The sequence below is a fragment of the Hymenobacter siberiensis genome (assembly GCF_018967865.2).
GTDB classification, from domain to species: Bacteria; Bacteroidota; Bacteroidia; order Cytophagales; family Hymenobacteraceae; genus Hymenobacter; species Hymenobacter siberiensis.
Genome location: NZ_JAHLZY020000001.1, coordinates 143,160 through 168,486, shown reverse-complemented (window position 1 = coordinate 168,486; position 25,327 = coordinate 143,160). Strand labels below are relative to the sequence as shown.

At 58.3% G+C, this 25,327-nt stretch carries 24 protein-coding genes; 8 read left to right on the top strand and 16 right to left on the bottom strand.

The window, feature by feature from the left end:
- The first annotated feature begins 695 nt into the window (after positions 1–695).
- Positions 696–1,265 (top strand): hypothetical protein, encoded by a 570-nt coding sequence (locus KQ659_RS00745; protein ID WP_216685600.1) that lies wholly within the window; start codon positions 696–698, stop codon positions 1,263–1,265.
- A 150-nt stretch (positions 1,266–1,415) separates the two neighbouring features.
- Here KQ659_RS00745 and KQ659_RS00740 read toward each other — a convergent pair whose 3' ends face one another.
- A complete protein-coding gene (locus KQ659_RS00740; RefSeq protein ID WP_216679256.1) occupies positions 1,416–2,342 on the bottom strand; it encodes a helix-turn-helix domain-containing protein in 927 nt (308 codons plus the stop codon).
- Between the two features lie 158 nt (positions 2,343–2,500).
- Entirely contained in the window at positions 2,501–3,661 is a 1,161-nt protein-coding gene (locus KQ659_RS00735) for an acyl-CoA dehydrogenase (protein WP_216679257.1), read from the bottom strand.
- Between the two features lie 280 nt (positions 3,662–3,941).
- On the opposite strand from KQ659_RS00735, the gene KQ659_RS00730 reads away from it, so the two are divergent.
- The 5 genes from KQ659_RS00730 to KQ659_RS00710 all read left to right on the top strand — a co-directional run bounded on the left by KQ659_RS00730 (position 3,942) and on the right by KQ659_RS00710 (position 6,529).
- Positions 3,942–4,433 carry a transposase family protein gene (locus tag KQ659_RS00730; RefSeq protein WP_216680531.1) on the top strand — a complete coding sequence of 164 codons (492 nt, stop codon included), beginning with the start codon at positions 3,942–3,944 and terminating at the stop codon, positions 4,431–4,433.
- Positions 4,421–4,840, top strand: a complete 420-nt coding sequence (locus KQ659_RS00725; RefSeq protein WP_216680677.1) for a transposase family protein — start codon at positions 4,421–4,423, stop codon at positions 4,838–4,840. The genes KQ659_RS00730 and KQ659_RS00725 overlap by 13 nt, the downstream gene beginning before the upstream one ends.
- A gap of 52 nt (positions 4,841–4,892) precedes the next feature.
- Positions 4,893–5,186 carry a DoxX family protein gene (locus KQ659_RS00720; protein WP_226929790.1) on the top strand — a complete coding sequence of 98 codons (294 nt, stop codon included), beginning with the start codon at positions 4,893–4,895 and terminating at the stop codon, positions 5,184–5,186.
- Between the two features lie 326 nt (positions 5,187–5,512).
- Positions 5,513–5,830, top strand: coding sequence for a hypothetical protein (locus KQ659_RS00715; protein WP_216690450.1), 318 nt, complete (start codon positions 5,513–5,515; stop codon positions 5,828–5,830).
- A gap of 288 nt (positions 5,831–6,118) precedes the next feature.
- Entirely contained in the window at positions 6,119–6,529 is a 411-nt protein-coding gene (locus KQ659_RS00710; protein WP_216679260.1) for a DUF4332 domain-containing protein, read from the top strand.
- 186 nt (positions 6,530–6,715) lie between these two features.
- Here the strand turns inward: KQ659_RS00710 and recJ are convergent, their stop codons facing one another.
- The 12 genes from recJ to pdhA form a co-directional block, all read right to left on the bottom strand.
- Positions 6,716–8,455 carry a single-stranded-DNA-specific exonuclease RecJ gene (recJ, locus tag KQ659_RS00705; protein WP_216679261.1) on the bottom strand — a complete coding sequence of 580 codons (1,740 nt, stop codon included), beginning with the start codon at positions 8,453–8,455 and terminating at the stop codon, positions 6,716–6,718.
- Positions 8,456–8,792: 337 nt separating this feature from the next.
- Complete coding sequence (locus KQ659_RS00700) at positions 8,793–10,619, bottom strand: tetratricopeptide repeat protein (protein ID WP_216690451.1); 1,827 nt, start codon at positions 10,617–10,619, stop codon at positions 8,793–8,795.
- Positions 10,620–10,839: 220 nt separating this feature from the next.
- Positions 10,840–12,966, bottom strand: coding sequence for a SurA N-terminal domain-containing protein (locus KQ659_RS00695; RefSeq protein ID WP_216679263.1), 2,127 nt, complete (start codon positions 12,964–12,966; stop codon positions 10,840–10,842).
- Positions 12,967–13,130: 164 nt separating this feature from the next.
- The gene (locus KQ659_RS00690) at positions 13,131–13,394 is read right to left on the bottom strand and encodes a hypothetical protein (protein ID WP_216679264.1); all 264 of its coding nucleotides are present in this window, start codon (positions 13,392–13,394) and stop codon (positions 13,131–13,133) included.
- Positions 13,395–13,416: 22 nt separating this feature from the next.
- Positions 13,417–13,995, bottom strand: a complete 579-nt coding sequence (lptC, locus tag KQ659_RS00685) for an LPS export ABC transporter periplasmic protein LptC (protein WP_226915696.1) — start codon at positions 13,993–13,995, stop codon at positions 13,417–13,419.
- A 26-nt stretch (positions 13,996–14,021) separates the two neighbouring features.
- Positions 14,022–15,353 (bottom strand): porin family protein, encoded by a 1,332-nt coding sequence (locus KQ659_RS00680; protein ID WP_216679265.1) that lies wholly within the window; start codon positions 15,351–15,353, stop codon positions 14,022–14,024.
- Positions 15,340–16,080, bottom strand: a complete 741-nt coding sequence (locus KQ659_RS00675; protein WP_216679266.1) for a type III pantothenate kinase — start codon at positions 16,078–16,080, stop codon at positions 15,340–15,342. Before KQ659_RS00675 ends, KQ659_RS00680 begins: the two co-directional genes overlap by 14 nt.
- Before the next feature lie 74 nt (positions 16,081–16,154).
- Positions 16,155–18,152 carry a pseudouridine synthase gene (locus KQ659_RS00670; RefSeq protein ID WP_216679267.1) on the bottom strand — a complete coding sequence of 666 codons (1,998 nt, stop codon included), beginning with the start codon at positions 18,150–18,152 and terminating at the stop codon, positions 16,155–16,157.
- 153 nt (positions 18,153–18,305) lie between these two features.
- Positions 18,306–18,689, bottom strand: a complete 384-nt coding sequence (locus KQ659_RS00665) for a TraR/DksA family transcriptional regulator (RefSeq protein ID WP_216679268.1) — start codon at positions 18,687–18,689, stop codon at positions 18,306–18,308.
- A gap of 186 nt (positions 18,690–18,875) precedes the next feature.
- Positions 18,876–19,352 carry a 6,7-dimethyl-8-ribityllumazine synthase gene (gene ribH, locus KQ659_RS00660; protein WP_216679269.1) on the bottom strand — a complete coding sequence of 159 codons (477 nt, stop codon included), beginning with the start codon at positions 19,350–19,352 and terminating at the stop codon, positions 18,876–18,878.
- Positions 19,353–19,546: 194 nt separating this feature from the next.
- Positions 19,547–20,323, bottom strand: coding sequence for a tetratricopeptide repeat protein (locus KQ659_RS00655; RefSeq protein ID WP_226929789.1), 777 nt, complete (start codon positions 20,321–20,323; stop codon positions 19,547–19,549).
- 57 nt (positions 20,324–20,380) lie between these two features.
- A complete protein-coding gene (pdhA, locus tag KQ659_RS00650; RefSeq protein WP_216690795.1) occupies positions 20,381–21,343 on the bottom strand; it encodes a pyruvate dehydrogenase (acetyl-transferring) E1 component subunit alpha in 963 nt (320 codons plus the stop codon).
- A 293-nt stretch (positions 21,344–21,636) separates the two neighbouring features.
- Here pdhA and recF point away from each other — a divergent pair, with 293 nt between their 5' ends.
- Positions 21,637–22,752 (top strand): DNA replication/repair protein RecF, encoded by a 1,116-nt coding sequence (recF, locus tag KQ659_RS00645; protein ID WP_216690452.1) that lies wholly within the window; start codon positions 21,637–21,639, stop codon positions 22,750–22,752.
- Positions 22,753–22,824: 72 nt separating this feature from the next.
- Positions 22,825–23,136 carry a DUF721 domain-containing protein gene (locus KQ659_RS00640; RefSeq protein WP_168671622.1) on the top strand — a complete coding sequence of 104 codons (312 nt, stop codon included), beginning with the start codon at positions 22,825–22,827 and terminating at the stop codon, positions 23,134–23,136.
- Positions 23,137–23,752: 616 nt separating this feature from the next.
- On the opposite strand, the gene KQ659_RS00635 is transcribed toward KQ659_RS00640, so the two are convergent.
- Together KQ659_RS00635 and KQ659_RS00630 are read right to left on the bottom strand one after the other, a co-directional pair.
- On the bottom strand, positions 23,753–24,139 hold the full coding sequence (locus KQ659_RS00635) for a helix-turn-helix domain-containing protein (RefSeq protein WP_216679271.1): 387 nt from the start codon (positions 24,137–24,139) through the stop codon (positions 23,753–23,755).
- 274 nt (positions 24,140–24,413) lie between these two features.
- Positions 24,414–25,265, bottom strand: a complete 852-nt coding sequence (locus KQ659_RS00630) for a glycerophosphodiester phosphodiesterase family protein (RefSeq protein ID WP_216679272.1) — start codon at positions 25,263–25,265, stop codon at positions 24,414–24,416.
- Between the last annotated feature and the right edge of the window lie 62 nt (positions 25,266–25,327).

The following is a 25,327-nucleotide window of genomic DNA, read 5'->3' as shown; positions in this document are numbered from 1 at the left end:
CATTTCTTGGATAGTCAGGCCGATTGATGCGTGGTCCTGCGCCACGACGGCACCAGCGCCCTGCCGGGACCGAACGAACGCCGCCCCTCTAGCTAACTTTTTCCCTGCAATGTCTTAATGTGCCTGCTTTTCGTGAGATATGGTGCCAGTAAACTGACCTCATAGGGCGAGGAGGAAGCGTTTTAAAACAGTTGCTTTTATAGTTTTACAAAATAAAGCTTGTGCGGAATAATGCGTTAGATTGATGCGCGAGATTCAGCAGTGGCCGAAAAGCATCCCAAGACGCATTGTTGCAAATTGTCTGTTTGTGCATATAAGCATTTTTCCCGCATTAACATTAATAGCTCAAAAGCACCAGTCACATTCAAGTGTATTGTGTCCTTTTTTGAGGCTGCTAGGAGTGTGCTTTGATTCACTGCAAGCCCAAGCTATTCCCGGTAACGCTCCTGCCCCCTGTTTGCCTTTGCCTTATTGCACTAGAAGGTAAATACGCCCTTTCGTAAAGTCCTTTTTTTGGGACGCTTTTGCAGCCATAATGTGCCACTATTGCGCCTGAAGTCATAATGCCACTACGGAAAAGCTGAATTTAAAAGTCCGTTACTGCTACATTTTATAATCCAATCTCATTATCAACTCCTCTATCTTTATTCAAATCATCTAACTCTTAATCCATCAGCTATGAAAGTCGCTTTGTATTGTCTGGTTTCGTTGCTGCTCCTTGCCAGCAGCTGCAAGAAAGATACCCGGCAGCTGACCTGCCGGCGGCCACCCACACAGGGGCCAATACCGCCGGTTGCTACATCAACGGGCAGCCCTTTGTGGCCACGGGGTACGGAAGCGGGCTGGGAAAAGTGCAGGGCATCGGCGGGGGGTTCGCGTACGATAGCGCCTACTACCTGCGGCTGAATGGGAAGTTTGGCAATCGGGAAGGAAGCTTACAGATTTTTCTGAATAGCGTCCCGGATTATAAGAAACAACTTTTGATTAGCGCATACGCCCTCAATCAAACAACTCCCATTTTGCCCGCTGCTGCTTTAGACCAATGTTCTAATTACGCAGTGTTTCTCCCCAATGACAATCCGAGGGAGGCATATATCACTGATGTGCAACACACTGGCACCGTTCGCCTCACCTATGTGGACTTAACCAACGTGAGTGTAAAGCGCATTGCGGCTGGCACTTTTGAGTTTACTGCGGTCAGTAACCTTGACCCCAGTAAAACCATCCAGGTTACGGATGGGCGCTTTGACCGCCAGCAGCCATAAAAGGCGGTCACCAACTTTTTTCACTTTTCCCGTTTAGCCCATGAAACACTTCTTCATGCTGGGCTTGGCGTTGGCAGGGATTAAAAAAATGCCCACCTCCTATACTAATACAGGAAGCGGGCAAACTGACATTCCATGAAGCTTTGACGGCTAAATATTCATGGCCGACTCGCGGCGGCGCATCTTGCCGGCCGGAATGCCGAACATCATCTTGAAGCGGCGGCAGAAATAGGCGGTGTCCTTATAGCCCACTTCCTTGCCGATGTCGCGGATGCTTTTCTTTGTCGTACGCAGCAGGAACACGGCGCGCTCCATGCGCTGGTATTCGATGTAATCCTGCGGGTTGATGTTGGTCAGCATCTTGAAATACTGGCCCACATAGTCCTCGCTCACGTTGGCTACGCCGCTCAGCACCTTGTTGGAGAGGTCGCCGCCCAGGTTCTCCTTGATGTAGTTGAACAGGTCAATCAGGCGGGGGTCTTTGAAGTAGGTGCTGTTGGTGGCCAACTGCTCCACAAACATGTTGTTGCGCAGCACGTAGCGCACCACTTCCACCACAATGTTCTCGGTGTAAATGTTGATGAGGCGCTCGCGGCCGGGCAGGTCCTGCATGCTCTCTTCCACCACCTTAATCACCAAGTTGGCCAGCTTGGCCTGGCCCGAGATGAGGAAAGCCGGCACGTCGAGCGAGGCGAAGAAGTTCACCGAGTCGAACACCTTCGCTTCGAAGCTCACAAAGCTGTGGCTTTCTTCGGCGTCGCCGATGAGGTCGAGGCTGTCGTTGGAATGAAAGAACTTGTCCTTGTTCGAAATCAGGTCATCGTTGGTAATGACGCGGTTTTTGGTATCCTCGCCGTAGCTCACGCGGGTGGGCCGGCCGCCGGGGATGAACAGCATTTCGCCTTCCTCTACCACCATCGTTTCTTCGCCAAACGTGAGGAGGCCTTTGTGGAGCAGAATCAGGTTGTTGCCGACGTCGTAGGAATTGCGCACGGTGAAGGGCTGGTGCAGCACCAAGTTTTTGGCCTTGATGTAGCGAACGCCCAACGACTCGATGACTTTATTGTAATCTTCCATAATTCAGGTGGCCCGAGAGGACCTTGAGGGATGCGGGTGGGGTAACTGGGTGGCTACCGCAATGCAATATAACAGCTTGAAATTCACAAAAACTAAAAACCCAGCCAAATAGTGGCTGGGTTTTGTGCAATGAATCTGAATTTTAGGCAATTCCCCGCTTACTTGAGAATATCCCGCGAAATCACAATTTTCTGAATTTCCGAAGTTCCCTCGTAAATCTGGGTAATCTTGGCGTCGCGCATGAAGCGCTCGACGTGGTATTCCTTCACAAAGCCGTAGCCACCATGAATCTGGACAGCCTCTACGGCCGAGTCCATGGCTACTTTGGAGGCGAAGAGCTTGGCCATGGCCCCCGACTTGCCATAGTCGGCGTGGTTGTCCTTGTCGGCGGCGGCTTGCAGGCAGAGCAGGCGGGCCGCGTCTACGTTGGTCGCCATGTCGGCCAGCTTAAACTGAATGGCCTGGTGCTGCGAAATCGGCACGCCAAAGGCCTTGCGCTCCTTGGCGTATTTCAGGCTGAGCTCCAGCGAGCCGGAGGCAATGCCCAGCGCCTGCGCCGCAATGCCGATGCGGCCACCGGCCAGCACCTGCATGGCAAACTTGAAGCCGAAGCCGTCGGCCCCGATACGGTTTTCCTTGGGCACCTTCACGTCGGTGAACATGAGCGAGCAGGTGTCGGAGCCGCGGATGCCGAGCTTGTTCTCCTTAGGGCCCTGGATGAAGCCGGGCATGTCCTTGTCCACGATGAGCACGTTGATGCCACGCGACTTCAGCTCGGGGTTAGTTTGGGCGATAACGAGGTACACCGAGGCGGTGGTGCCGTTGGTAATCCAGTTTTTGGTACCGTTGAGGAGGTAATGGTCGCCCATGTCCTCGGCAGTGGTGCGCTGGCTGGTGGCGTCGGAGCCGGCTTCGGGCTCGCTCAGGGCAAAGGCCCCGATAATTTCGCCCGAGCATAGGCGGGGCAAGTATTTCTGCTTCTGCTCTTCGGTTCCGTACTGCTCCAGGCCCCAGCACACCAGCGAGTTGTTCACGCTCATGATAACCGAGCACGAAGCATCAACCTTGCTAATTTCCTCCATCGCCAGCACGTAGCTCACGGTGTCGAGGCCGGAGCCGCCGTACTCGGGGCTCACCATCATGCCCATGAAACCCAGCTCGCCCATCTTTTTGATTTGCGCGGCGGGGAATTTCTGGTGCTCGTCGCGCTCGATTACACCGGCCCAAAGCTCGCTCTGGGCAAAGTCGCGGGCAGCGTCGCGCACGGCCAGCTGCTCTTCATTGAGTTGGTAAATATTGGAGGATGTGGCGGTTTGCATGGACGGGGTGGGAATAATTAATTTAACGGTACAAAAGTACGGCCTTGGGGCACGATGGACAAGGTGAACGGTTGCCCTCAGCTCCCCTAACAGCCGTTAGCCAACAAAAGATTGTGGCCTTTCTGCCTAAACAACCTTCTGGAGCGACCCGGAGTCTTTGCACGACTTTTACCCGGATATGACCATTCGCATCCTCAGCCGCTACGCGCTGGCTCTATTAGACTTGTTGCGAAGTGAGTGAAGTGCGGAATTTTCGACAAACTGTACTTAAATTTAGAACATGAACTTTTCCGTAAAAAACCTCACTACTTCGCGTAAATGGCGTGCTGCCACGGGACTCACGGCGGAGCGTTTTGCGCAGCTTTTGGCGCATTTTAAGCAGGCGTATTTTCGGTTGAATGGAACAGATATGATTGAACGTGGGGCTTTTGCGCCGTATGAAGTAGCCCTTAAAACAGAAGAAGAATTACTGCTTTTCACCCTATTCAGCTTCAAAGCAAACTTGACGTATGATTTGTTGGGATTGGTCAGTGGGATGGACGGTTCCAACGCGAAACGCAACCAGGAATTAGGCATTACGGTGCTCCAAGAAGCGCTGGAGCAAACCGGGCATGCGCCAAAGCGGGAATTTACGACAGTGGCCGAATTTGAAGCCTATTTTCAGGAACACGAGACGTTATTGGTCGATGGAACGGAGCAACGCAAGCAACGACCAGGAAATAAAGAGATGCAAAAAGACTACTATAGCGGTAAAAAAAAATGCACGCCGTAAAAGAGATAGTTATTTCAACGACCATCCGCTGGATTGGTTTTATCAGCCGTTGTTACGGCGGAAGACACCACGACTACAGTGTGCTAAAAAGCATTTTACCAGTTGATAAAGAGTGGTTTAAAAAGTTCAAGGTGCGGTTGGACCTGGGGTTTTTGGGCTTCGCGAAAGACTACGTTTGCCGGAAAGTTTTTATTCCTATCAAAAAGCCGAAAGGGAAAGAACTCACCGATGAACAACGAGAAATAAATACAAAACAAGCAAGTGAACGAATTACCGTAGAGCATAGCATTGGCGGATTGAAACGTTATCGAATTTTGGAAGACCGATTACGTTTGCATAATTTGAACCTGTACAATGACGTGCTGGGAGTGTGTGCGGGCTTGTGGAATTTCAGCTTAAATCTGTGATTAATAGCTCGCAACAAGTCTATTATTCACGCTGGCCGGCATCTGGCATTTTGTGCACCCGGCCACTTACCTGGCCATTATGCCGCCCATGCTGCCAGTCCCACTGGCCCTGGTGTACCTGAGTGGCTTTTTTGAAATGCTGGGCGGCCTGGGGCTGCTGCCGGCCCGGACCAGGCGGCTGGCCGGCGGGGGCCTGCTGGCGCTGCTGGTGGCCGTGTTTCCGGCCAATGTGCACATGGCCCTGATTCATGAGCAGCTGCACATTCCTGGCTGGCTAGCCTGGGGCCGCCTGCCCTTGCAGTTGCCGCTACTGTGGTGGGTGTGGCGGGTAATGCGCCAGCGGTAGTACCAGCCTGTATTGCGGGCGCATTTTCTACCATTACCAGATGCCAACAAACGCCAAGAATTTCCTTCCGGTCCTCACGGTACTGTTACTGGCTACCTGCCCGCAAGCCAACGCCCAGAACACCCCGGCCGCGCCGCAACCACCCACACCTGTACAGCCGGCGGCCCTCAACCTGAACTCCTTCGCGGCAGCCAATAATTCGCTCCTGCACCGTGTGGCACGCACGCGGAGCCAGGCCGAAGCCCGTGTTTCTTCCTTTAAAGCCACGCAGGGCTCCTTTGGCGGGCTCCACCGCAAGGTGCGGATATGCTGGCACACCCAAAGGCATGGTCAATGCCGTGGGTGTTCAAACCAGTTCGGGCGTAGTAAAGGAGCAGACCATCAAGCAACGCTACGGCATCGAGCTGGAGAAAGTAGTGTACCACGATGCCAAAGGCCGTAAGGTGCTCACCGAGCGCTACGAAGGGCACCAACTGACCCGGCTTGAGCTGTTCGAGTACAATGAGTCATTTAACGCCCCGGTGAGCAGCGGGCTGCTCGTGCGCGGCGATTATCTGCGCTACATTTTCTCGTCGGTTTCGCTGGTCTATAAAGGGGGGCAGCAAACGAGCTACTTCTTCCGCCCCCGCCCGGCCGGCGAGTAGCAGCAGTTCATCGTCCGGATGGTCCTCCGCGCCCGCCCGACAGGCCGGGCTGCTCGGCTATGCTCTTTGGTTTTTCAATGAAAAACAACGCATTAGCTCGTTTTTCGGCGGCTTTTTTCCCTTCGAAAATACCCTGCCATAATCCCCTGGGGGCTAGTGGCTTATTGGGCCGTTTGCAAGCATTAGAATGTCACTATATCTTACCAATTTAGCATTAAATTTGCATTTTTGATATATTTTTCGTACATTTGTATCAGATATAAACAATTTTTCACCTAATCAATCATAATGCAATATCAAATCAATGAGATTACGAGTATCCCCAACGCCCAGATAAAAAAGCTGAAAGAGCAGGGCATTACCACCGCCGATGCGCTACTAAGCGCAGGCCGCACGCCCGCCGCTCGCCGTGCCCTGGCCAAGGCCACCGGCATCCAGGAAATCAATCTATTTAAGTGGGTCAACTACGCCGACCTTTCCCGCGTCGACGGCCTGGACCCCGAGCTGACCGGCTTGCTCGAGGAAGTCGGCATTACCACCCTGCTGGACCTGCGCGGCCGTTCGCCGTTTAGCCTGCACAGCAAGCTGGTGTCCACCAACCACGAGCATCACATCGTGAACATGGTGCCCGACATGATGAAGGTGGTCGACATGGTAAACAACGCCAAAGCCATGGAGCCGGAAGTAGCTTACCGCTAATCCTTTCCGTTTGCAAAAAGCTGCCAGCTGCCTTGTTCGCAAGGCAGCTTTTTTGTGTTTGAAACGACCCGGCCGACACCTCACCCCCAGCCCCTCTCCACAGGAGAGGGAAGCCAGATGATTGTGCCGCATTACCGGCGACCTGTACCCGTGAGACGAAGCAAGGTATTCACTCGTGCAGCAAACCTACTCCCAGCGCACGTCCAGCAGGCGCATCTGCACGCTGCGCTGGCCCCGGTACTCGTTCAGCTCCACGGTATAGCAGGCGCTGAAGGGCCGGCCCTGCTCAATCTCGGGCAGGTAATCGGCCAGGCCAAAGCCGATGGCGTCCACGGCCGGGCCCTGCACATCGGCCAGGGCCAGGCGCAGCTTGAGGTGGCCCTGGCCCACCACGCGGGCGCTGTGCGGCACGGCCACCAGCCGTTGCGAGGCAAATACCGGGTTGGGGTTGCCGGGCCCGAAAGGCTCCATGCGGCGCAGCTCACCAAAAAACTCTTCGGTGATGCGGCTCAGGGGCAGCACGGCGGCTATTTCCACGGGCCGCACCAGGTGTTCGGTGGTCAGCGTATCGGCCACTACCTGCTCGAACTGGCGCTGGAAGGCGGGCACGTTCTCCACCTTCAGGGTGAGGCCGGCGGCGGCGCGGTGCCCGCCAAACTGGTCGAGCAGCGCCGAGCAGGATTCCAGCGCCTCGTGCACATCGAACCCCGCCACGGAGCGGGCCGAGCCGGTGGCCTTGCCATCGCGCTGCGTGAGAATGACGGTGGGGCGGTAGTATTGGTCCAGGCAGCGCGAGGCCACGATGCCGAGCACGCCCTGGTGCCAGTCGGCCTTGTAGAGCACGGTGGCGCGGGCGTTTTGCAGCGTGGGGTCGCTGGCAATCATATCCAGTGCCTCCTGGGTGGTGTGCTGGTCGGAGCCGCGCCGCTGCTGGTTCATCTGGTCCACCACTTCGGCGGTGTAGCGGGCTTCCTGCTGGTCGGGGGCCAGCAGCATGGCCACGGCGCGGCGGGCATCGCCCATGCGCCCAGCGGCGTTGATGCGCGGCGCGAAGCCGAATATCAGGCTGCTGATGCCCAGCGGGCCTTCGCGCAGGGTGGCCAGCTCGCGCAGGGCGGCCAGGCCGGGGCGCAGCAAGTGGGCATCTTCGTTGAAGCGCCGCAGGCCGTAGGAGGCTAGAATGCGGTTTTCGCCGGTGATGGGCACGATGTCGGCAGCAATGCTCACCGTTACCAAATCCAGCAAGTCGTGCAGGGGGGCCTGGGGCAGGCCCAGGTGCTCGCCCAGCGCCTGCATCAGCTTGAAGCCCACGCCGCAGCCCGACAGCTCTTTATAGGGGTACTCGCAGTCGGCCCGCTTGGGGTCGAGCACGGCCACGGCAGCCGGCAGTTCCTCACCGGGCAGGTGGTGGTCGCAGATGATGAAATCGACGCCCCGGCTGCTGGCGTAGGCCACCTGCTCCACGGCTTTAATGCCGCAATCGAGCGCGATGATGAGGGCAAAGCCGTTATCGGCGGCCGTGTCAATGGCTTTGTGCGAGATGCCGTAGCCCTCGGTATAGCGGTCGGGGATGTAGTCGCGCAGCCGCTCCACGCCGAATAGCGGCGTGAGGTAGCTCATCACCGTGGCCACCGACGTGATGCCGTCCACGTCGTAGTCGCCCAGCACCAGCACTTTCTCGCCGGCTTGCAGGGCGTAAGCCAGGCGGGCCACGGCGCGGTCCATGTCGCGCATCAGCAGCGGGTTGGGCAGCTGGCGCAGGTCGGGGTGGAAGAAGGCGGCGGCGGCTTCGGGCGTGGCAATGCCGCGCTGCACCAGCAGGGCGGCTATCTCGGGGGCAATGAAGAGGGCCTGGGTGAGGCTATGGACCTGGGCAGGGTCGGGGTCGGGGATATAATTCCAGCGTTTACTAGCGGATACGGGCATCGGATACTTCGTCAAAATGGGTCCAAAAGTACGACCAAACCCCTCCCCCGCGCCGGCGGCCGTACCTTCGCGCTTCGTTTTGCCAGCCCCGCGCACCATGAAAGAGCTCCGAGATTTCTACCGCCAATACCGCCAATACATCGGAACCGATGTGCTGATGTACGGGGTGTTTATCCTGGCCCTGGCACTGATGTTCGTGTTTTTTAGGTAGGGCGCAACGGCAAGTAGAACGTCATGCTGAGCGCAGTCGAAGCATCTCTACTGTGAGAGTAAATCAATTACTTCCCCGGTAGAGATGCTTCGACTGCGCTCAGCATGACGTTCTGTTGCTTCCCTCCTACTGCACGCCATCGCCGCGCAGCTTGCGGAAGCGCTTGCGGGCTTCAGCCACATAGATGCTACCGGGAAACCTGGCAATCAACTGGTTGTAGAACTCCTGGGCTTTGCCCTTATCCTTCACGTCTTCTTCCTGAATGCGGGCCAGCAGATATAGTGCGTCGTCGCTCAACACGTCGGTTTGGGGATTGGCGGTGATGCGTTCCAGCGTGGCAATGGCGCCGGGGAAGTCGCCGGTGCGGCGCTGGAGCTGCGCTTTCAGGTAGTACGTATCGTCGGCCAGCGAATGGCCGGGGAAGCGTTCCAGCAGCGCATCCAGTCCTTTAATGGCCTCCGGAATCTTGTTCTGGAACACCAGCTGCTCTACGGCGGCGTAGGCTTTCAGGCCAAGACCCAGCGTGTCCTCCACGGTGTTGTCCTGAATCAGCAGCGAGAGCTGCATGGCGTCGTTGGCGATTTCGCGGGTGGTGGCTTCTTTTAGGATGTCGAGGTGGCTTTGGGCCAGCTTGAAATCACCAGCATAATAGCTCAGGCGGGCGTTGCGCAATTTGGCTTCGTAGCCCAACGGCGAGTCTTTATGCGATTTTTCAACCTGCGAGTAGAGCAGCGTGGCCTCCCAGGGCTCGCCTTTCAAAATGTAGAGGTCGCCCAGCGTGATTTTGGCTTCGTCTACTACCTCGTCGCTGGCGCGGGGCATGTCGATTACCTGCTGGAGCAGCGTCATGGCCTTGGCGCGGTCATTCAGCTGAAAAGCGTAGAGATTGGCCAGGTTGCGGATGATGGGGGCGGTATCGGGCGTGCGGCCCAGCTCGGTGAGCAGCTGCTCGTATTCGGTGACCAGGGCGCGTACTTTGGCTTGGTCTACGGGGTAGGTTTCGCGCACCTGGGCTTCGCGGGCTTGCAGCAGGCGCTGCCGGGCCCCGTTGTAGTACGGGCCGTTGCGGTACTCTTTCACCACGTAGGCAAAGCCTTCGATGGCCGTTTCATAGTCCTTGTTCTGCTGCGCGATGGCGGCCAGCTCCAGCACCCGCACGCCCTCGCTGCGGCTGCGGCGGTCCAGGGCGCGGGCCTGCACCAGCGCCCCACCAAAGTCTCGGCGCTGCACCTGCAGCCACAGCAGCAGCTCGCTGTAAGCCGACTGGTCGGGGTGCTCCTGGATGGCGGTAATCAGCTGTTTTTCCAGCGCGTCGAAGTCTTTTTCCTCGTGCAGCGCATTTTGCAGCATGTTGCGCACGTAGGGCAGTTGCCGGTCGTCCTGGGCTATCAGGCGCAGGGTTTCGGCCAGCACTTTGGGCTGGTCGCCCGCCTGAGTGTAAAGCTGGATGAGCTGCGGGGCGTACTCGGTGTCGTTTTTGGCCAGGGCGCGGCCGCGCAGGTAGGTGCGCTCGGTCCATTCGGGCAGCTCGCGGCGGCTGAATTCGGTGGCTACCGGCTGCACCTGCGTGGGCGCGAGCTGGCTCAGCACTTTCTGCCACTGCTTTTCGGCGGCTGGCTTATCCCCGGCCGCCTGATAGGCGCCGCCCAGCGCCACGCCCAGCGTGGCATCCTCGGGGCGCAGCTTAATGGCTTTTTTGGCCAGCTTCTCGGCATCCTTATAGCGCTTCAACGCCTGCAGCGACGCGATGTAGACCGGGAAGGTGGCCAGGCTGGTTTGCTCTTCCAGCGGCAGCTTTTCAAACAGAAAAACTACTTTCTCATGCTCGCCCCGGCGGGCGTAGTCCTGGGCCAGGGCGGTATTGCTCACGGGGGCCCAGCCTTTGGAGGGCTGCGCGTGCGCGGGCAAAGTCAGCAGGAGTGCAGCAGCGACGAGGAAGGAAGACGAGCGCATAGATTCAAAAGTCAATTCACGAAGCAATAGTGGGCCGGCAAAGCACCGCCAGCGGCCAGCGGCCAGCGGCCAGCGGCCAGCGGCCAGCTCCAAAACGCCGGACCACGGCCGCTTCGTTCAAAGTCGAAGCACCGGCCCGGCCCCGAAAAACGCTTGCCCGAAAAACGAAAAAGGGCCGCCCCCGAAGGTACGGCCCTTTTCAAACGCGCGGATTGACGACCTAGAAAAACTTCGTGCGGTTGTCTTTCACGTTGGCGTGGGCCTTCACGGCCTCGTAAATCTTGCCGTCCTGCTGCTGGGCGCGCTGCTGCGCCAGCTGCTGCTGCACGGCCTTCAGGTTGGTGTTGGCCACCTGCGGCTCGGACACGCTCACGGGCTCAATCACCAGCACGCCTTGCTCGCCCTGAATTGGGGCCGACTTCTGGCCGGGCTTCAGCGCGTAGGCTTTGCCCACGGCCAGCGGCTCGAAGCCGATGTTGGCAATGCTGCCCTGACCCAGAATCACATTGTCAGCGGTGCCTACCTGGGCGGTGGGGCCGTATTTGGTGGCCATTTCTTCCAGGCTGCCGGTCTTGGGCAGCTTAGCCATGATTTGCTGGGCTTTCTCCTCGTTGCGCACCATGGCCGACAGTTCGGGCTTCAGGTTGGCAATGGTAGCCGTGCCTTTGGCGCGCTCGTCGGTGAGGGCAGCAATGACGTACTGGTCACCCATTTCGTACACTTCCGAGATGTCGCCCACCTTGGTTTCTGAGCCGTTCGGGCTGAAGCCGAAGGCCCAGCGCACCAGCTCGCGGGCGTTCTGCAGGTTGTTTACACTGCGGGCGCCACGGTCCAGGTTTTTGGCTTCCTGCTTTTGCAGGGTCTTGTCTTTGGTGGTCAGGGCGCGGAAGCTGGCCAGGTCGGTAGCCTCGCCTTTCAGCTCCTGCGCCTTGGCGTAGGCGGCTTCGCGGGTAGCGTCACTCGGGGCAATGGTCTTCTTCACCTCGGCTACCTGGTAGGTCTGATTGGTAGGCGCGGCGGTTACTTTAATGATGTGGTAGCCGAACGAAGTTTCCACTACGTTGGGCAGCAGGCCAGTGGCCGTAGCGCCAAAAATGGCTTTCTCGAACTCCGGTACCATCCGGCCTTTGCCAAACCAGCCGAGGTCGCCGCCCTGCTCCTTGGTGCCGTCGGTGCCAAACTGGCGGGCCAGGGCCGCAAAATCAGCTCCGCCTTTAATTTTGTTCAGGATGTCCTGGGCCTTGGCTTTCGCGGCGGCTTTGGCTTCGGGCGTGGTGCCGTCGGCCTTGATGAGGATGTGGCTGGCGCGGGCAGCCGGCTCTTTACCGGTGCTGGTGCCGGTCACTTTATACAGCGAGTAAGTGCCGTTTTCGGCATACGGGCCGTAGATTTTGCCAGCGGCCAGGGGCAGCTGTTTGCGGAGCTCCTCGGGCAGGTCGGCGGGGCTGCGGAACGCCTTGTTGTAGGGCTGCTCCGAGTTCTGCATCACAAACAGCGAATCGACCGGGGCCGAGGCAAACTGCGTGGCGAACTCGCCCATCGAGGTTTTCACGGCGGCGCTGTCCTCCTTCGAGGCCACCACCGGCACGGTGATGTACTCTACCGAGCGGCCGTCTTCCACCTTGTACTTGCCCTTGTTCTTGTCGAGGTAAGCCTGCAGCTGCGCGTCGGTCACTTTCACGGCCGAGTCGGAGATGCTGCCGTAGGGCACGAACAGGTACTTCACCGTGGCCTTGGTGTTCTGGCTGGCGTCGAAGCGCTTGGCTTCGGCCGTGGTCACGTACACCGAGTTTTTCAGCAAGGCGTTGTACTTGTTGGCGAGGCGCTCGGCGGGCAGGTTGTCTTCGAAATTGTGCCAGGCGGCCTGGTTTTCGGGAGGCAGCTTGTCGAGGTTTTTCAGGTATTCCACCAGGCGAGCTTTGTCGAACTGGCCCGTTTTCTGGTCGGTAAAGGCTTGCTTGATGCCGGGGCTGATGTTGTCGCCCTGCACCATGTCCACCAATTCGTCGTCGCTCACGGTCAGGCCCAGCTTGTCCCACTCCGGCCGGAAGGCCATGCGGTAGATGGTCTGGTTCCAGGCCTGGTCGCGCAGGTAGCCCATGGCCTGGTCGTCGGGCTGGCGCTGCTGCTGGGCAATGAACGCCTGCTTGGCCTGCTCCAGGGCGTTGTTGTAATCGGCCAGCTCTACTTTCTTGCCGGCTACCTCACCTACGGTCTGGTCGTTGCCGCCGAAAAGCTTGTTTTTGCCGCCCACCAGGTCGCCGCCCACAATGAAGAGCAGCATCCCGACGGCTACGGTACCTACCGCCCAGCCAGATTTTTCCCGAATCGTGTTAATTAAAGCCATTTACTTGTCAAAAGAATCGAAGTCTGTGTTGGTCAAAAGAGGCGCAAAATAACCAGAATTTGGCCGGCAATCAAAGTTTTACGGTTTTTAAAGTCTTCGCTCAAACCTTCCCAACCGATTGCGGTGCCCCGCCGGCCAAGGCCACATTTGGGCCCAAAGCTGGCCTAACGGCGTTTTTTGGTCGATTTGGCCGGGGTTTTGGCGCGGGCCTGCTGGGCCTGCTTCTCTTTTTGCTCGGCAATTTTTGCTTCCAGCCGCTCCTGCTGCCGCCAGTAGAGCAGCGGCATCCAGCAGGCCATGGCCACCATGAAAATCCAATAGTTGCGCATCAGGTCGTTGAACAGCAGCGTCTGGTAAACACCAATTACCATGGCCACCACGCCCACGGCGAAGAACACGGTGCGCAACAGGTCTTTGTCGAATTTCATGGGATTGCTGTTTAAGTAGCCGTTAGCGCGCCGGCTGAGGCGCGGCCACGGCCTGCGGCGCGGCAAACACGCCGGTGGGCCGGGTAATCTTGTAGCGCGAGAAGTTCTGGTTGGCCTTCAGGCCGTAGCCCGTCAGGTATTCGGTGGGCGTGGTGACTTTCACGAACATGGCCGAATCGGTGTAAATCAGCTGCTTGTTCTTATCAAAAAACAGCTCCTCGGTGTCCATGTTCTGCTGCTCGGGCACGTTCATCACGTTCACCTTGCCGCGCATGATGTAGAGGTTTTTGGCCTTGTCCGACTTGCCGTAGTTGGCTTTCAGCATGTTGATAACGTTCTTCTTGCCATCGGCCGAGTAGAACGTGACCACCATACCTTTGGGGTAAATGATGTCGCCGTTCTCAAACTGCTGCTCCAGCGGCGCGGTCAGCTGAAACTTCAGCTTGGCCGAGTCGCTCACCAGCGTGAGCACGTTGGTGGTTTCCATCAGCGGGCCGGTGTAGACCTGCATGGGGCCGGTGGCGGCTTTTTTGTCGCAGCCAGCCAGCGCCAGCGCGGCCAGCACCGCCCCCACTCCTGCCACGCGCCACGATGCTTTCACTTGAATATTAATTAGTTACGCTCGCCTTATTGCAGGCGGCGCTTGATGAACCAACGGTTATTGAGCGTAACGCCTAGCTGGCCCCGGATGTAATTTTCCTGCACGTTGCTGCTACCCGTGGTGCCCCCCAGCAATTCTGTATTGCCGCGCACGCCGTAGGTAAAGGCCAGGCTGATGGTCGTGGCTTCGAGTGGCGTGGCCGTGGGCAGCGGGAAACCAAAGCCCCAGCTCACCGACCGGTCGTAGAGCATTTTGCCGCCCGGCTGGTACGGCAGCTGCGCCAGCGAGATGCCGGCCCGGTAGGCCACCCGCTGGAAGTAGTGCTCCACCGAACCCGGGTCCGGCGTAATTTCCCCACCCAGTCCGAAGCGCAGGGTATTGCTCAGGCCCGGCCCCGTGCCGTCGAAGCTGCGGTATTTCGACCACTGCTGCTGCGCCACATCCAGGTTCAGGCTCCAGTTCTTATCGTTGTCGAAGCTGACACCCAGCTGCGACAGGGCGGGCACGAAAGTGCGGCCGCGGCCGTCGCTCACCGTTGTGGCCGTGCTTATGAGGGTACCGTTGGTGTCTTCGGTTTCCTTGGTAATGGTTTGCTGTCCGTTCAGGTTGTGCGCGAAACTGTACACGCCGCCCAAGTTCATGTTCAGCGACTTACCCAACTTCTGGCGGTAGTGCGCGCCAGCCCGGAAGGCAAAATCCGAGTAGCGGGTGTGGGTGCGGTCCACGGCTTTTTGCAGCGAATTGGTGCTATTGGCAACCACCACCGTAGTGCCGGCCGTCTCATCCACCACGCCAAATACGTACGAAGCGGTGAAGCCCAGCGTGAATGCCTTGGTGATGCGAACCCCCTGGGCCAGATAGGCTTCTGAAACGCCGCCTGTGCCTTTCAGCTGCGTGAGCGACTGCGCCGGCTGCCCGGTAGGCGTGTTGGCTACGTCCTTCACGATGTTCGACTCGTAATCGACCGCGCTGACGGGTTTCAGGCCCACGGCCGCGCCCCATTTCGTACTCAGCGGCACCGACAGCGCGAAATAGCCCAGCGTACCGTTGCCGCTGCGGCTGGAGGCGCTAGCGTTTTTCACGGTTTTATACTGGCCGTTGTAGCCCGCCTCAAACGTAGTGCGGCCCGTGTAGTACAGCAAGGCCGGGTTCAACTCGTTCACATTGACAGAATTGGGGGCCGCCAGGCCAACGCCGCCCATGCCCATCTGGCGCACGCCGCCGGTGTTGGCGTTGTATTCACCCAGCCCGATGCGTGAGTATGGCGAGTTGCCCAGGCCCTGCGCCTGCGCGCCGCCCGCCGCCACTACCGCCAGGCTTGCCAGCACCAAACGCTTCATCTCTTTATTTGTCAACATGATAAACTAGAATCCGATTAAGACCAAGCAGCACCAGCTCGGGCACTACAAAGATACGAGCCGGGAGCCGCGCTGCCAGAAACGCCGCATCGCCCCCGGTCAGCAACACCCCAATACCGGGGTATTGCTGCTGATAACGAGCCACTAAACCAGTGATTTCGGCCACCGTGCCGTTCACTACGCCGCTCAGCAGGCTCCCGGTAGTGGAGTCGCCAAGGAGCGAAATCGTTGCATCGGGAGCGGGTAATTCCAGCAGCGGTAGCCGCCCCGTGAAGGTGTGCAGCGCCTGCAGCCGCATGGCCAGCCCCGGCGCAATGCTGCCGCCGTGGTAGGTACCGTCGGCCGTCACGAGGTCGAATTTCAGGGCCGTGCCCGCGTCGATGATGAGCGTATCCTGGCCGGGGCGCAGGCCGGCCGCGCCCACGGCGGCCGCCAGCCGGTCGGCCCCCAGCGTGTGGGGCGTGGCGTAGGTATTGCGCAGCGGCACGGGCGTAGTGCCCGGGCTAAAGCCCAGCACCTGGCCCGGCACGATGTCCTGCAACTCTTCCACGGCCAGCACCGCCGCCTCCGCCACCGAGGCCACGATGACGTGCAAGGGCTGCCAGCGCAGCACCAGCTCCCGCACCGATGCCGGCGTGAGGCCGGCCACCATTTCGCGCAGCAGCGGGCCATCGAAGCTGCCCGCCTTCACGGCCGTATTGCCAATGTCCAGAACCAGTGTCCGCATTAGGTTGGGGTTGAATAAAAGAACGTCATGCTGTGCTCAGCATGACGTTCTTTATCCGGTTGTCCGACAAACTCCTACAGGAAGTACTTCATACGAATCACCTCCTGCTCACTCAGGAAGCGCCATTTGCCACGCGGCAGGTCCTTCTTGGTGAGGCCGGCGTACTGCACACGGTCCAAGGCCACGACTTCGTAGCCGAGGTGCTCGAAAATGCGGCGCACGATGCGGTTGCGGCCAATATGGATTTCAATGCCCACGAAGTGCGCGTTGCCGGCCACTACGGCCACATCGTCCACCTCGGCTTTGCCATCTTCCAGCTCCAGGCCTTCCACAATCTTGCGCAGGTCCTCCTCGGCCAGCGGCTGGCTCAGCTCTACCTGGTATATTTTTTTGTTCTTGTGCGAAGGGTGCGAAAGCTTCTGGGCTACCTCACCATCGTTGGTGAAGAGCAGCAGGCCCGTGGTGTTGCGGTCGAGCCGGCCCACCGGGAAAATGCGCTCCTTCGAGGCACTAGCCACCAGGTCCATCACCGTGCGGCGGCCCTCCGGGTCTTCCGTGGTCGTGATGAAGTCCTTGGGCTTGTTCAGCAGCACGTACACCGACTTCTCGCGGTTAAGATTGGTCTTGCCGTACTGCACGGTGTCCTCGGGTAGCACTTTGTAGCCCATTTCGGTAACCACTTCACCGTTTACCTTGATTTCGCCGGCGGCAATCAGGGCATCGGCCTCGCGGCGCGAGCAAATGCCCGCGTTGGCGATATAGCGGTTCAGGCGCAGCTCGTCGGTGTTGGAATCATCTTCCTCTTCACGGCGGCGCTTGTTACCACGGGTTTTGTCCTGCTCGTAGTGCTTCAGGTTTTTGTAGTCGGGCGCCTCGCCGGGGCGCTCGCCGAAGCGGGGCTTGTCGGCGCGGTTTTCCTGCACGGTGGGGCGGGCCGGCCGGGGCTTGTCCACGCTGGCACCATAGCCCGTGCCTGAGCGGCGCACGCTACGTTCCTGCGCTTTCAGAGCCTCACGGCGCTCGGCAAAGCTGCCGGGTGCGGGCGTCCAACGCTCGGTGCTGCGCTTTTCGTAGGCACCGGGACGCTCGCCGGTGCTGCGGCCAGTGGCCGGCGCACCATCGCGGCGGCCAAAGGCGCCGGGCGTGAACTTGCGGCCAAACGCGGCCTGGTCGGCGCGGTAGTCGGCATTGCCGGCGTCGGCGCGCTCAATGTTGGCATCGCGGCGCTCATTGCGCTCGCCACGCTCCTCGCGGGGCTGTGGCGGGTTGGCCTCAAACGGCCGGGCCGAGCGGATGGGCCGGTTCGGGCCGCGCTCATCGCTGCGGCTCTCGCTGCGGTCGAAGCTTTCCGTTTCGCGGGGCGTGCTGCGGCCGAAGCTGCCACCGCCGCGCGGGCTGCTGTCGGCGGCCGGCTCGTAGGGGTTGCTCTTCTGGAATTTGCGGTTGCGCTCACCGGGCTCGCCCCGGGGCACGGCCTTTTCGCCGTCGCGGCGGTAGGGCTGGCCATTCCAGTTTTCTTTGGGCTGATACGGGCGCACGGGCCGGGCATCGGTGGCGGGGCCACGCTGCTCGCCACGGTCGCTGCGGTCGCCACCGAAGCTGCCGCGCTCGGGGCGGGGCTCGGCGCTACGGCCGTAGCTGGTGCCGGTGCGCTGCTCCTTGCCCAAGCGGGGCCGCTCGTCGCGGCGCTCGAAAGGCCGGTCGTTGCCGAAGCTTTTGCCGCCGCCGAAGCTGCTACCGCCTTCGCGACGCTCGCCGCCACCGTAGCTGCTGCCATAGGGACGCTTCTCGCCACCGCCGTCAAATTTCCTACCACCGCCAAAGGCTCCGCCCGATGGGCGGCCGAAGGCACCATTGGTTGCGGGGCGGCCAAATGCGCCGTTTGAAGCCGGGCGGCCGTTGCCGCCGGAATTCCCACGGTCGTTGCTGCGCTCACCACCACGCTCACCACCACGGCTTGCGCCAGGCCGCTCGCTCCGGCCGGCAGCACCGCCACCAAAGCCACCGGGACCGCCGGCACTGCGGCCGCCGCGACGGTCCGCTTTATCTTCTGAAAAATGTTTCTTGCCCATGGGGAGAAAAGTTGCGTGCCGTATCGCTACGGTACAGGTTAAAAAAAGAAGTCGGTATTGAAAAGCCGGTAGTCAGAAAGGGGTCAACAAAATCAACCCGAATAAAATTCTGACTACCGGCTATTCAATACCGACTACCAAAAAAGCGGCGGCTTAGTCGCGCCGGGCCATTTTGGCTTCAATAGAATGCTGGGTATGGGGCACGGCCCGCAGGCGGTCCTTGGGGATGAGCTTACCAGTGCCGATACACACGCCGTAAGTGCCGTTTTTGATGCGAATCTGCGCGTTTTCGAGCTGCTGAATGAATTTCAGCTGGCGCGAGGCCAGCTGGTTCATGCTTTCCTTCTCAGCAGTTTCGGCACCGTCTTCCAATACTTTGGCCGATGAGGCCGTGGTGTCGGTACCCGATTCGTTGCTGCGGTTCAGGGTTTCTTTGATGAAAGACAGTTCCTTGCGGGCAGATGTCAGTTTTTCCTGGATAATCTGGTCGAACTCATTCAAGTCCTCCCGCGAATAGCGAATGTTGTCGTCGTTCATTGAATTGAGAAAAAAGGACTGCTAGAGAATGTTAAGAAATTACTAGTGGCAGCTACCGCGCAACGCAGCAGCCTGCTAAATCATTTGGCAAACTGTAAAAGCCATTATCACCACCAATCCAAGCCCTTGCATGCTTGTTTTTGCGGGTTCAAAGTTACGCGGTTCGGCGCGCTTTTCCGCCCAATATTAAAAGCTTAGCATTTGGATAGCAGCCACAGCGGCTTCTACTCCCTTATTGCCGTGCTTTCCACCAGCCCGGTCCAGGGCCTGCTCCAGGGTATTGGTGGTCACCAACCCAAAAATTACGGGCTTGTTGAACTTCAGGCCTACCTGGGTGATGCCTTGTGCCACCGCGTGGCAAATATAGTCGTCGTGCTTGGTTTCGCCCTGAATGACCACGCCCAGGCAAATGACCGCATCAATCTCCTCGTGCTGAGCCAGAAACTGTGCGCCCAGGGTCAGCTCAAAGCTGCCGGGCACGCTATTGCGGTAAATGTTGTCGGCCACGGCCCCGTGCTTTATCAAGGTATCGTAGGCCCCGGTGCTGAGCACGTCGGTTATCTCGCGGTTCCAGTCGGACACCACCAGCCCAAACCGCTTGTTGCTGATGTCGATGAATGCAGAAGCGTCGTATTCGCTCAGGTGTTGAAGGGAAGTCGCCATAAATCGTTGATTCTCGCTGATTAACCGTGATTACACAGATTTACATGGCCACTGCCCGCGTCGACCGTCTGTGCCTTGTGAAAGGGCTTTTCCTTTACTTTTCAATGCTACTTAAAAAAATTGCGCTTCCCCAAAGTTTGGGGAAGCGCAATAATAATCAGCGAAATCACGGTTAATCCGCAAAAAGCAGTGATTTATTTTTCCAGCTTGGCTTTGTACTGGCGGGCTTCCGCCACTTCCTGGGCCGTGGGGTAATCGGTGATGATGCGGTCGTAGGCTTTCACGGCGCCTTCGTCATCTTTGGCAAGCTCGCGGGCCGTGCCTTCTTTCAACAAATAGCCGGGCGAGAAAAACTCATTGGCGTTGTGGTCGGCGGCTTTGGCGTAGAGGTCGGCAGCTTCCTTGGGCTTGTTCAGCTCCAGCTGCGCATCGCCCATCAGCGAGTAGGCGCGGCTTTGCACCAGATAGTCGTCGGAGCTGAAATCTTCGAGGAAATCGAGGGCTTCCTTAAACTTACCCTGCTTCAGGGAAGCCACGCCGGCATAGAAATTGGCGAGGTTACCGGCCTTCGTGCTGCCGTACTCGTTGGCCACGGTGGTCAGGCCAGGAGCCTTGCCGTCGCCTTTGATGGCTTTGCTGAGCGAGTCGGCCTCCCAGTTGTTCACGGCGCGGAACATGATGGCCTGGGCCTTCGAGTCCTGCTGGTTGCGCCAGGTGTAGTAGCCAAAGCCTCCCACCACGGCCAACACCACCACGGCCAGAATCCCCAGCAGCAGGCTGCGGTTGTTGCGCACAAAATCCTCGGACTCGGCCAGGCGGGCAGCCAGGGCGTCCGGGTCTTCCAGCAGCGGGTTTTCGGACGGAACAAATTCTTCAGCCGGGGCCAGCGGGTCGGCGGGCACGTTGGTCGGCTGGTTTGCTTGCCCCTGGCGGGCCTGCTGGCTCTTGCCAGTGTAGGGAATCTTCGACATTACAATGGGTGCTACGACGGCCCGCAAGCCGGCCGGGGGGCCTGGGGGCCTGGTTAATTAGTCGTGGATGTAGGGATAGTCGGTCTGCACGTACACGTCCTTGTACAGTTCGTCGGGCGTGGGGTAGGGCGAATTTTCGGCGAACTCCACCGAAGCCTGTACTTCGGCTTTGATGCGCTCATCAATGGCTTCGAGGTCGGCCTCCGTGGCCATGTTATTCGTGAGGATGGTGTGGCGCACGCCTTCGATGGCATCGCGGTGGCGGTAGTCCTCCAGCTCCTCTTTGGTGCGGTACTTGGCCGGGTCGCTCATCGAGTGGCCCTTGTAGCGGTAGGTCTTGAGCTCGAGCAGCGTGGGGCCTTCGCCGGCGCGGGCGCGCTCGGCGGCGCGGGCCACGGCCTCGTGCACGTCTTCGACGCGCATGCCGTTCACGGGCTCGGAAGGCATGTCATAGCTCAGGCCAATCTTATAGAGGTCCGTCACGTTCGATGTGCGGGCCACCGACGTGCCCATGGCGTAGCCGTTGTTCTCAATTACGAAGATGACCGGCAGCTTCCACAGCATGGCCATGTTGAAGGCCTCGTGCAGGGCACCCTGACGCACCGCGCCATCGCCCATCGAGCAAATGCAGAGCTTGCCCGTCTTGTTATACTTTTCGGCGAAGGCAATGCCCGCGCCCATTGGCACCTGGGCACCCACAATGCCGTGGCCACCCATGAAACCAACCTCCTTATCGAACATGTGCATCGAGCCGCCCTTGCCTTTCGAGCAGCCGGTGGCTTTGGCAAACAGCTCGGCCATCACGGCATTGGGCGAAGTGCCCAGCGCCAGCGGATGGGCATGGTCGCGGTAGGCGGTGATGTACTTGTCGCCTTTTTCCAAAGCCGACACGGCACCGGCTACGCAAGCCTCCTGGCCGATGTAGAGGTGGCAGAAGCCTTTGATTTTTTGCTGACCATAGAGCTGCCCGGCCTTGTCCTCAAACTTGCGCATGAGCTGCATTTGCTCGTACCACTGCATATACGTCTCCTTCGGGAACGTAGCCGTAGAGGCGGGCACAGTCGTAGCAGAACCCGAAGCAGCCGCAGTGGGCTTATCGGTTCCGGGCAGGAGGGCTTCGGGCTGGGGCGCGGTGATTACACCGTTTCTCTTTCCTTTGGCAGCTTTGGCGGCTGAACCATTGGTAGCCTTTGAGGCCGTCGGTTTTTTAGAAGCAGCTTTTACTTTCGTATCCGCCATAGCAGTTTTAAAGAAAGAAATAATTCGCGTTGGGAGGGCGAAATTACGTAAAACTGCTGGCAAATCCGCACCTTATGACTCTTGACTCCCTCCAGCTTCTTTTTTTTAAAAATTACGACGATGCCGCGCTTCGTTTATCGCCCGGCCTCAATTGCTTCATCGGTGACAATGGGAGCGGCAAAACCAACTTGTTGGATGCCATTCATTACCTATCGCTGACCAAAAGCGCCATCACGGCTTCCGACGCCCTTTGTATAAAACAAGACGCTGATTTCTTTGTAGTTAAGGGTATTTTTTCTTCAAATACGACGCCTGACAAAGAAACCATCCAGGTGAGCCTGCGCCAGGGGCAAAAAAAGACCGTTACCCACGATAAACAGCCCTATGAGCGCATGGCCGACCACATTGGCCGCTACCCTGCCGTGCTTATCTCGCCGTATGATACCGACCTTATTCGCCAGGGCAGCGAAGAGCGCCGCAAGTATTTCGACAGCCTCATGGCGCAACTCGACCACGCGTTTCTGGAGCAGCTCATCTCCTACAACTCCTTACTGCGCCAGCGCAATGCCGTACTCAAGCAAGGCGGGTACAGCAACGCCCACGGCTTCGACCGCGACTACCTGCTGGCGCTCGATGAGCAGCTGGCGCCGTTGGGCCAACAGCTCACGGCGCTGCGCGAGGCTTTTCTTATCGACTACCTCCCCATCTTTCAGCGGCACTACGAGCAGCTGGCCGACGGCCGTGAGCAGGTAATGCTTACTTATAAGAGCCAGCTGGTAGGGGCCGACTTTGCCCAGCTGCTACGCCTGAATGAGCGCAAGGACTTCGTGCTGCAACGCAGCACCGTGGGCGCGCACCGCGACGACTTTATGTTTTTGATGAATGAGCTGCCCGTGAAAAGCTACGCCTCTCAGGGCCAGCAGAAGTCGTTTGCCATTGCCCTCAAGCTTGCCCAGTTTGAGCTGCTGGCGGCCAAGCAGCACAACAAGCCCCTGCTCCTGCTCGATGATATATTCGACCGCCTCGATGACAAGCGCATTGCACGCCTGCTGGAGCTGGTGGCCGACGAAACCTTCGGCCAGGTTTTTCTGACCGATACCAACCTGGAACGCACCGACCAAGCCCTGGCGCGGGTAACCGTTCCCATCCTTAGGTTTCGGGTGCAGAATGGTACCGTGGCACCCGTTTAGGCAGCGGGCGGCAGTACCTTTGTGGCTGCTCAACCGGCATCCTTCCGCTGGCTGACTTTGCTCTGAACCCTCGTGAAAAAACCTTCCGCTTTCTCCCGCTCCGGCGATATCATTCCGCTCAAGGAAGGCCTCGAAGCATTGGTTCGGGCATACCGGCTCCAGGGCAAGCTCAACGAGGTAACGGTGGTATCGAGCTGGGAGCGGGTGATGGGGAAGGCAGTGGCGTTGAAGACCCAGGAGGTGTACGTTAATAAAGGCCGGCTATTTGTGCGCCTCAGCTCCGCACCGCTCAAGCACGAGCTGCTCATGGCCAAGACCCGCGTGGCCGAACTCATTAATGCGGAGGTCGGGGAGAAAGTCGTAACGGAAGTCATCTTCCTTTAGCCCTCCACCCACCATATCATTTATTGCGGGTTTCTGGAATGCGATAGAGCTGCCACACTGTGTACCTCACATATCCACCAGATGTTCGTAATCCATTGCGCGACGAGCAAGCTGTAATTCCGAATACTGTCCGCCCCTCGGCAGGTAATGAAGGGGGGGCTCTGCACTCGGCGTATACTTTAAAAAACCGCAGCAGTTTAGTGATTCAGCCTGGCCGAGCGTTTGTCTGCCGGCACGACGCTGACCGATTCGCCCCCTTACCCTGCTGGCAATTTATTTAACGGGCTCGGCCAGTCGAGCCACGGATAACACTCACAATGGGAGCAGCGCCTATAGCGCGCTATCCAAAGCTACACGTACACGGCATGTAGAGCCGCGACACTTCGCGGCTCCTCGTTGAACGACTCCCACGCAAGGAGGCGCGAAGTATCGCGGCTTTACATGCCATGAAGTAATACTGATACTGGTCTAGATTGAATCAGTTATGGACGGTAAGCCAGCTTCAGCAGACGGTTACTTCTCCCGGGCTTACCCCTACTTCTGTTCCGACAGCGCTTCTGTATCGGACTACAAAAGAAGTTGTTAAAACAAAAATGTTTCACGTGGAACATTTTTGTCACTTCGGGCCATACACTTTTAGCAAGAGCTCATTATAAGCTTCAAGGAGGGCTATGTACTTAATCTGAAGCGCTAATAGCTGTTTAGAGTGGTCAGGGTCGGTATTAAGCGTCTGTATCATACGAGGTGTGACAGTATTTGTAACAACCGCTTTAGCAACCGGCGTTACAACCGATGAATCGGCCTGCTGTAACACAGTAAATTCAGCTGAAAAATCGTAATTGATTATATCGCCGACTTTCTTTACAAAGCTGTAATCAACTGTTTCATCCTTGAATTTACGGTAGATAGTCGGGCGTGTAATACCCAACTCCTCGACAATACGAGTGATTGAAATACCGCTGTTTTTGATGGCATCTTGAAGGATTTCGCCCTGATGTGGCATAGAAAAGGTATTACGTAACGCTTATGTAAATATGTTTAATGAAAGCCGATTAAACAAATACAGTGACACAAAAATTACACTTGTAACAATGTTGTTTTGCTCAGGAAGTATTGTTACATTATTACAAAATACTGATACAGTCGTTATTTGCCACGCGTTACAATCAACAGCTGTAACATGGGTACAAACGCTACTTGATACAACAGGCAACTATCCGGTCAGAACGATACAGCACAAGCCCGGAACAAAATGCGGCCTGCCTGCAGGCATGATGCTACCCGATTGTTAGGGCCAAAAACCGGTCGGGGTAGTCGGTAGTGATACCGTCCACGCCGAGGGCGATTAACTGCATCATATCGGCCGGTTGGTTTACGGTCCAGGGTACAAGCCGCAGGCTTGGGTACAGGCTCCGCACCTGCTGCACGGATGCGGCTGTAACAGTGGCGAAATCGGGACCCAATGTGGTGGGCACAAAGCCTAGCGCCTGGATGCTGGCAAGCCAGGGCTGGTCGGCTTCGAGGAGGAGGCAGGTGGCCAGGGCTGGCTGGTGCTGATGCGCAAGCCGGAGAATGCGCGGGTCAAAGCAGAGCACAGTGGCACGGGCTGAAACCCGGGCTTTGTTGATTTCGGCTAGGACCAGGGACAGGAAGTAGTCGGGGGTTGGGTGGAAGATATTATCCCCGTCTGGGGCGCTTTTTATTTCAATGGCGTAGCGGATTGGTGGGCGGCCGGCGGGTCGTGCTACGACCTCGGCAGCCGCCAGTACTTCGCGGAGTAAGGGCTTGTGGGCTGGCTCCGAAACCTGCTCGGGGAAGGCCGGATGACGCCGCAGGCCGCAGTCGCATTGGCGAATGGTGGCATAGGGCATCTGGTAGAGGTTGAAGCGCGGGGTGGGGCTGCTTTCGATGGGCTGGCCCTCCAGGTCAAGGCAAATGGCAGGGTTGAGCCAGGGCTCGTGGGAAACGACAACCTGGTAGTCGGCAGAGATGATAACATCCATTTCCAGCACATCGACGCCCAGCGCGAGGGCGTGAAGGAAGGAAGGCAAGGTGTTCTCGGGGCGCAGGCCCCGGCAGCCACGATGGCCATGAAGCTCCGGAATGCGGGAATGCGAAGGGGCTGGCATAGAGTGGAGGGGTGATGTGAAACTGAAGAGTGCCGCGTTGGGCGCCGCCGTGCGCGGGTCGC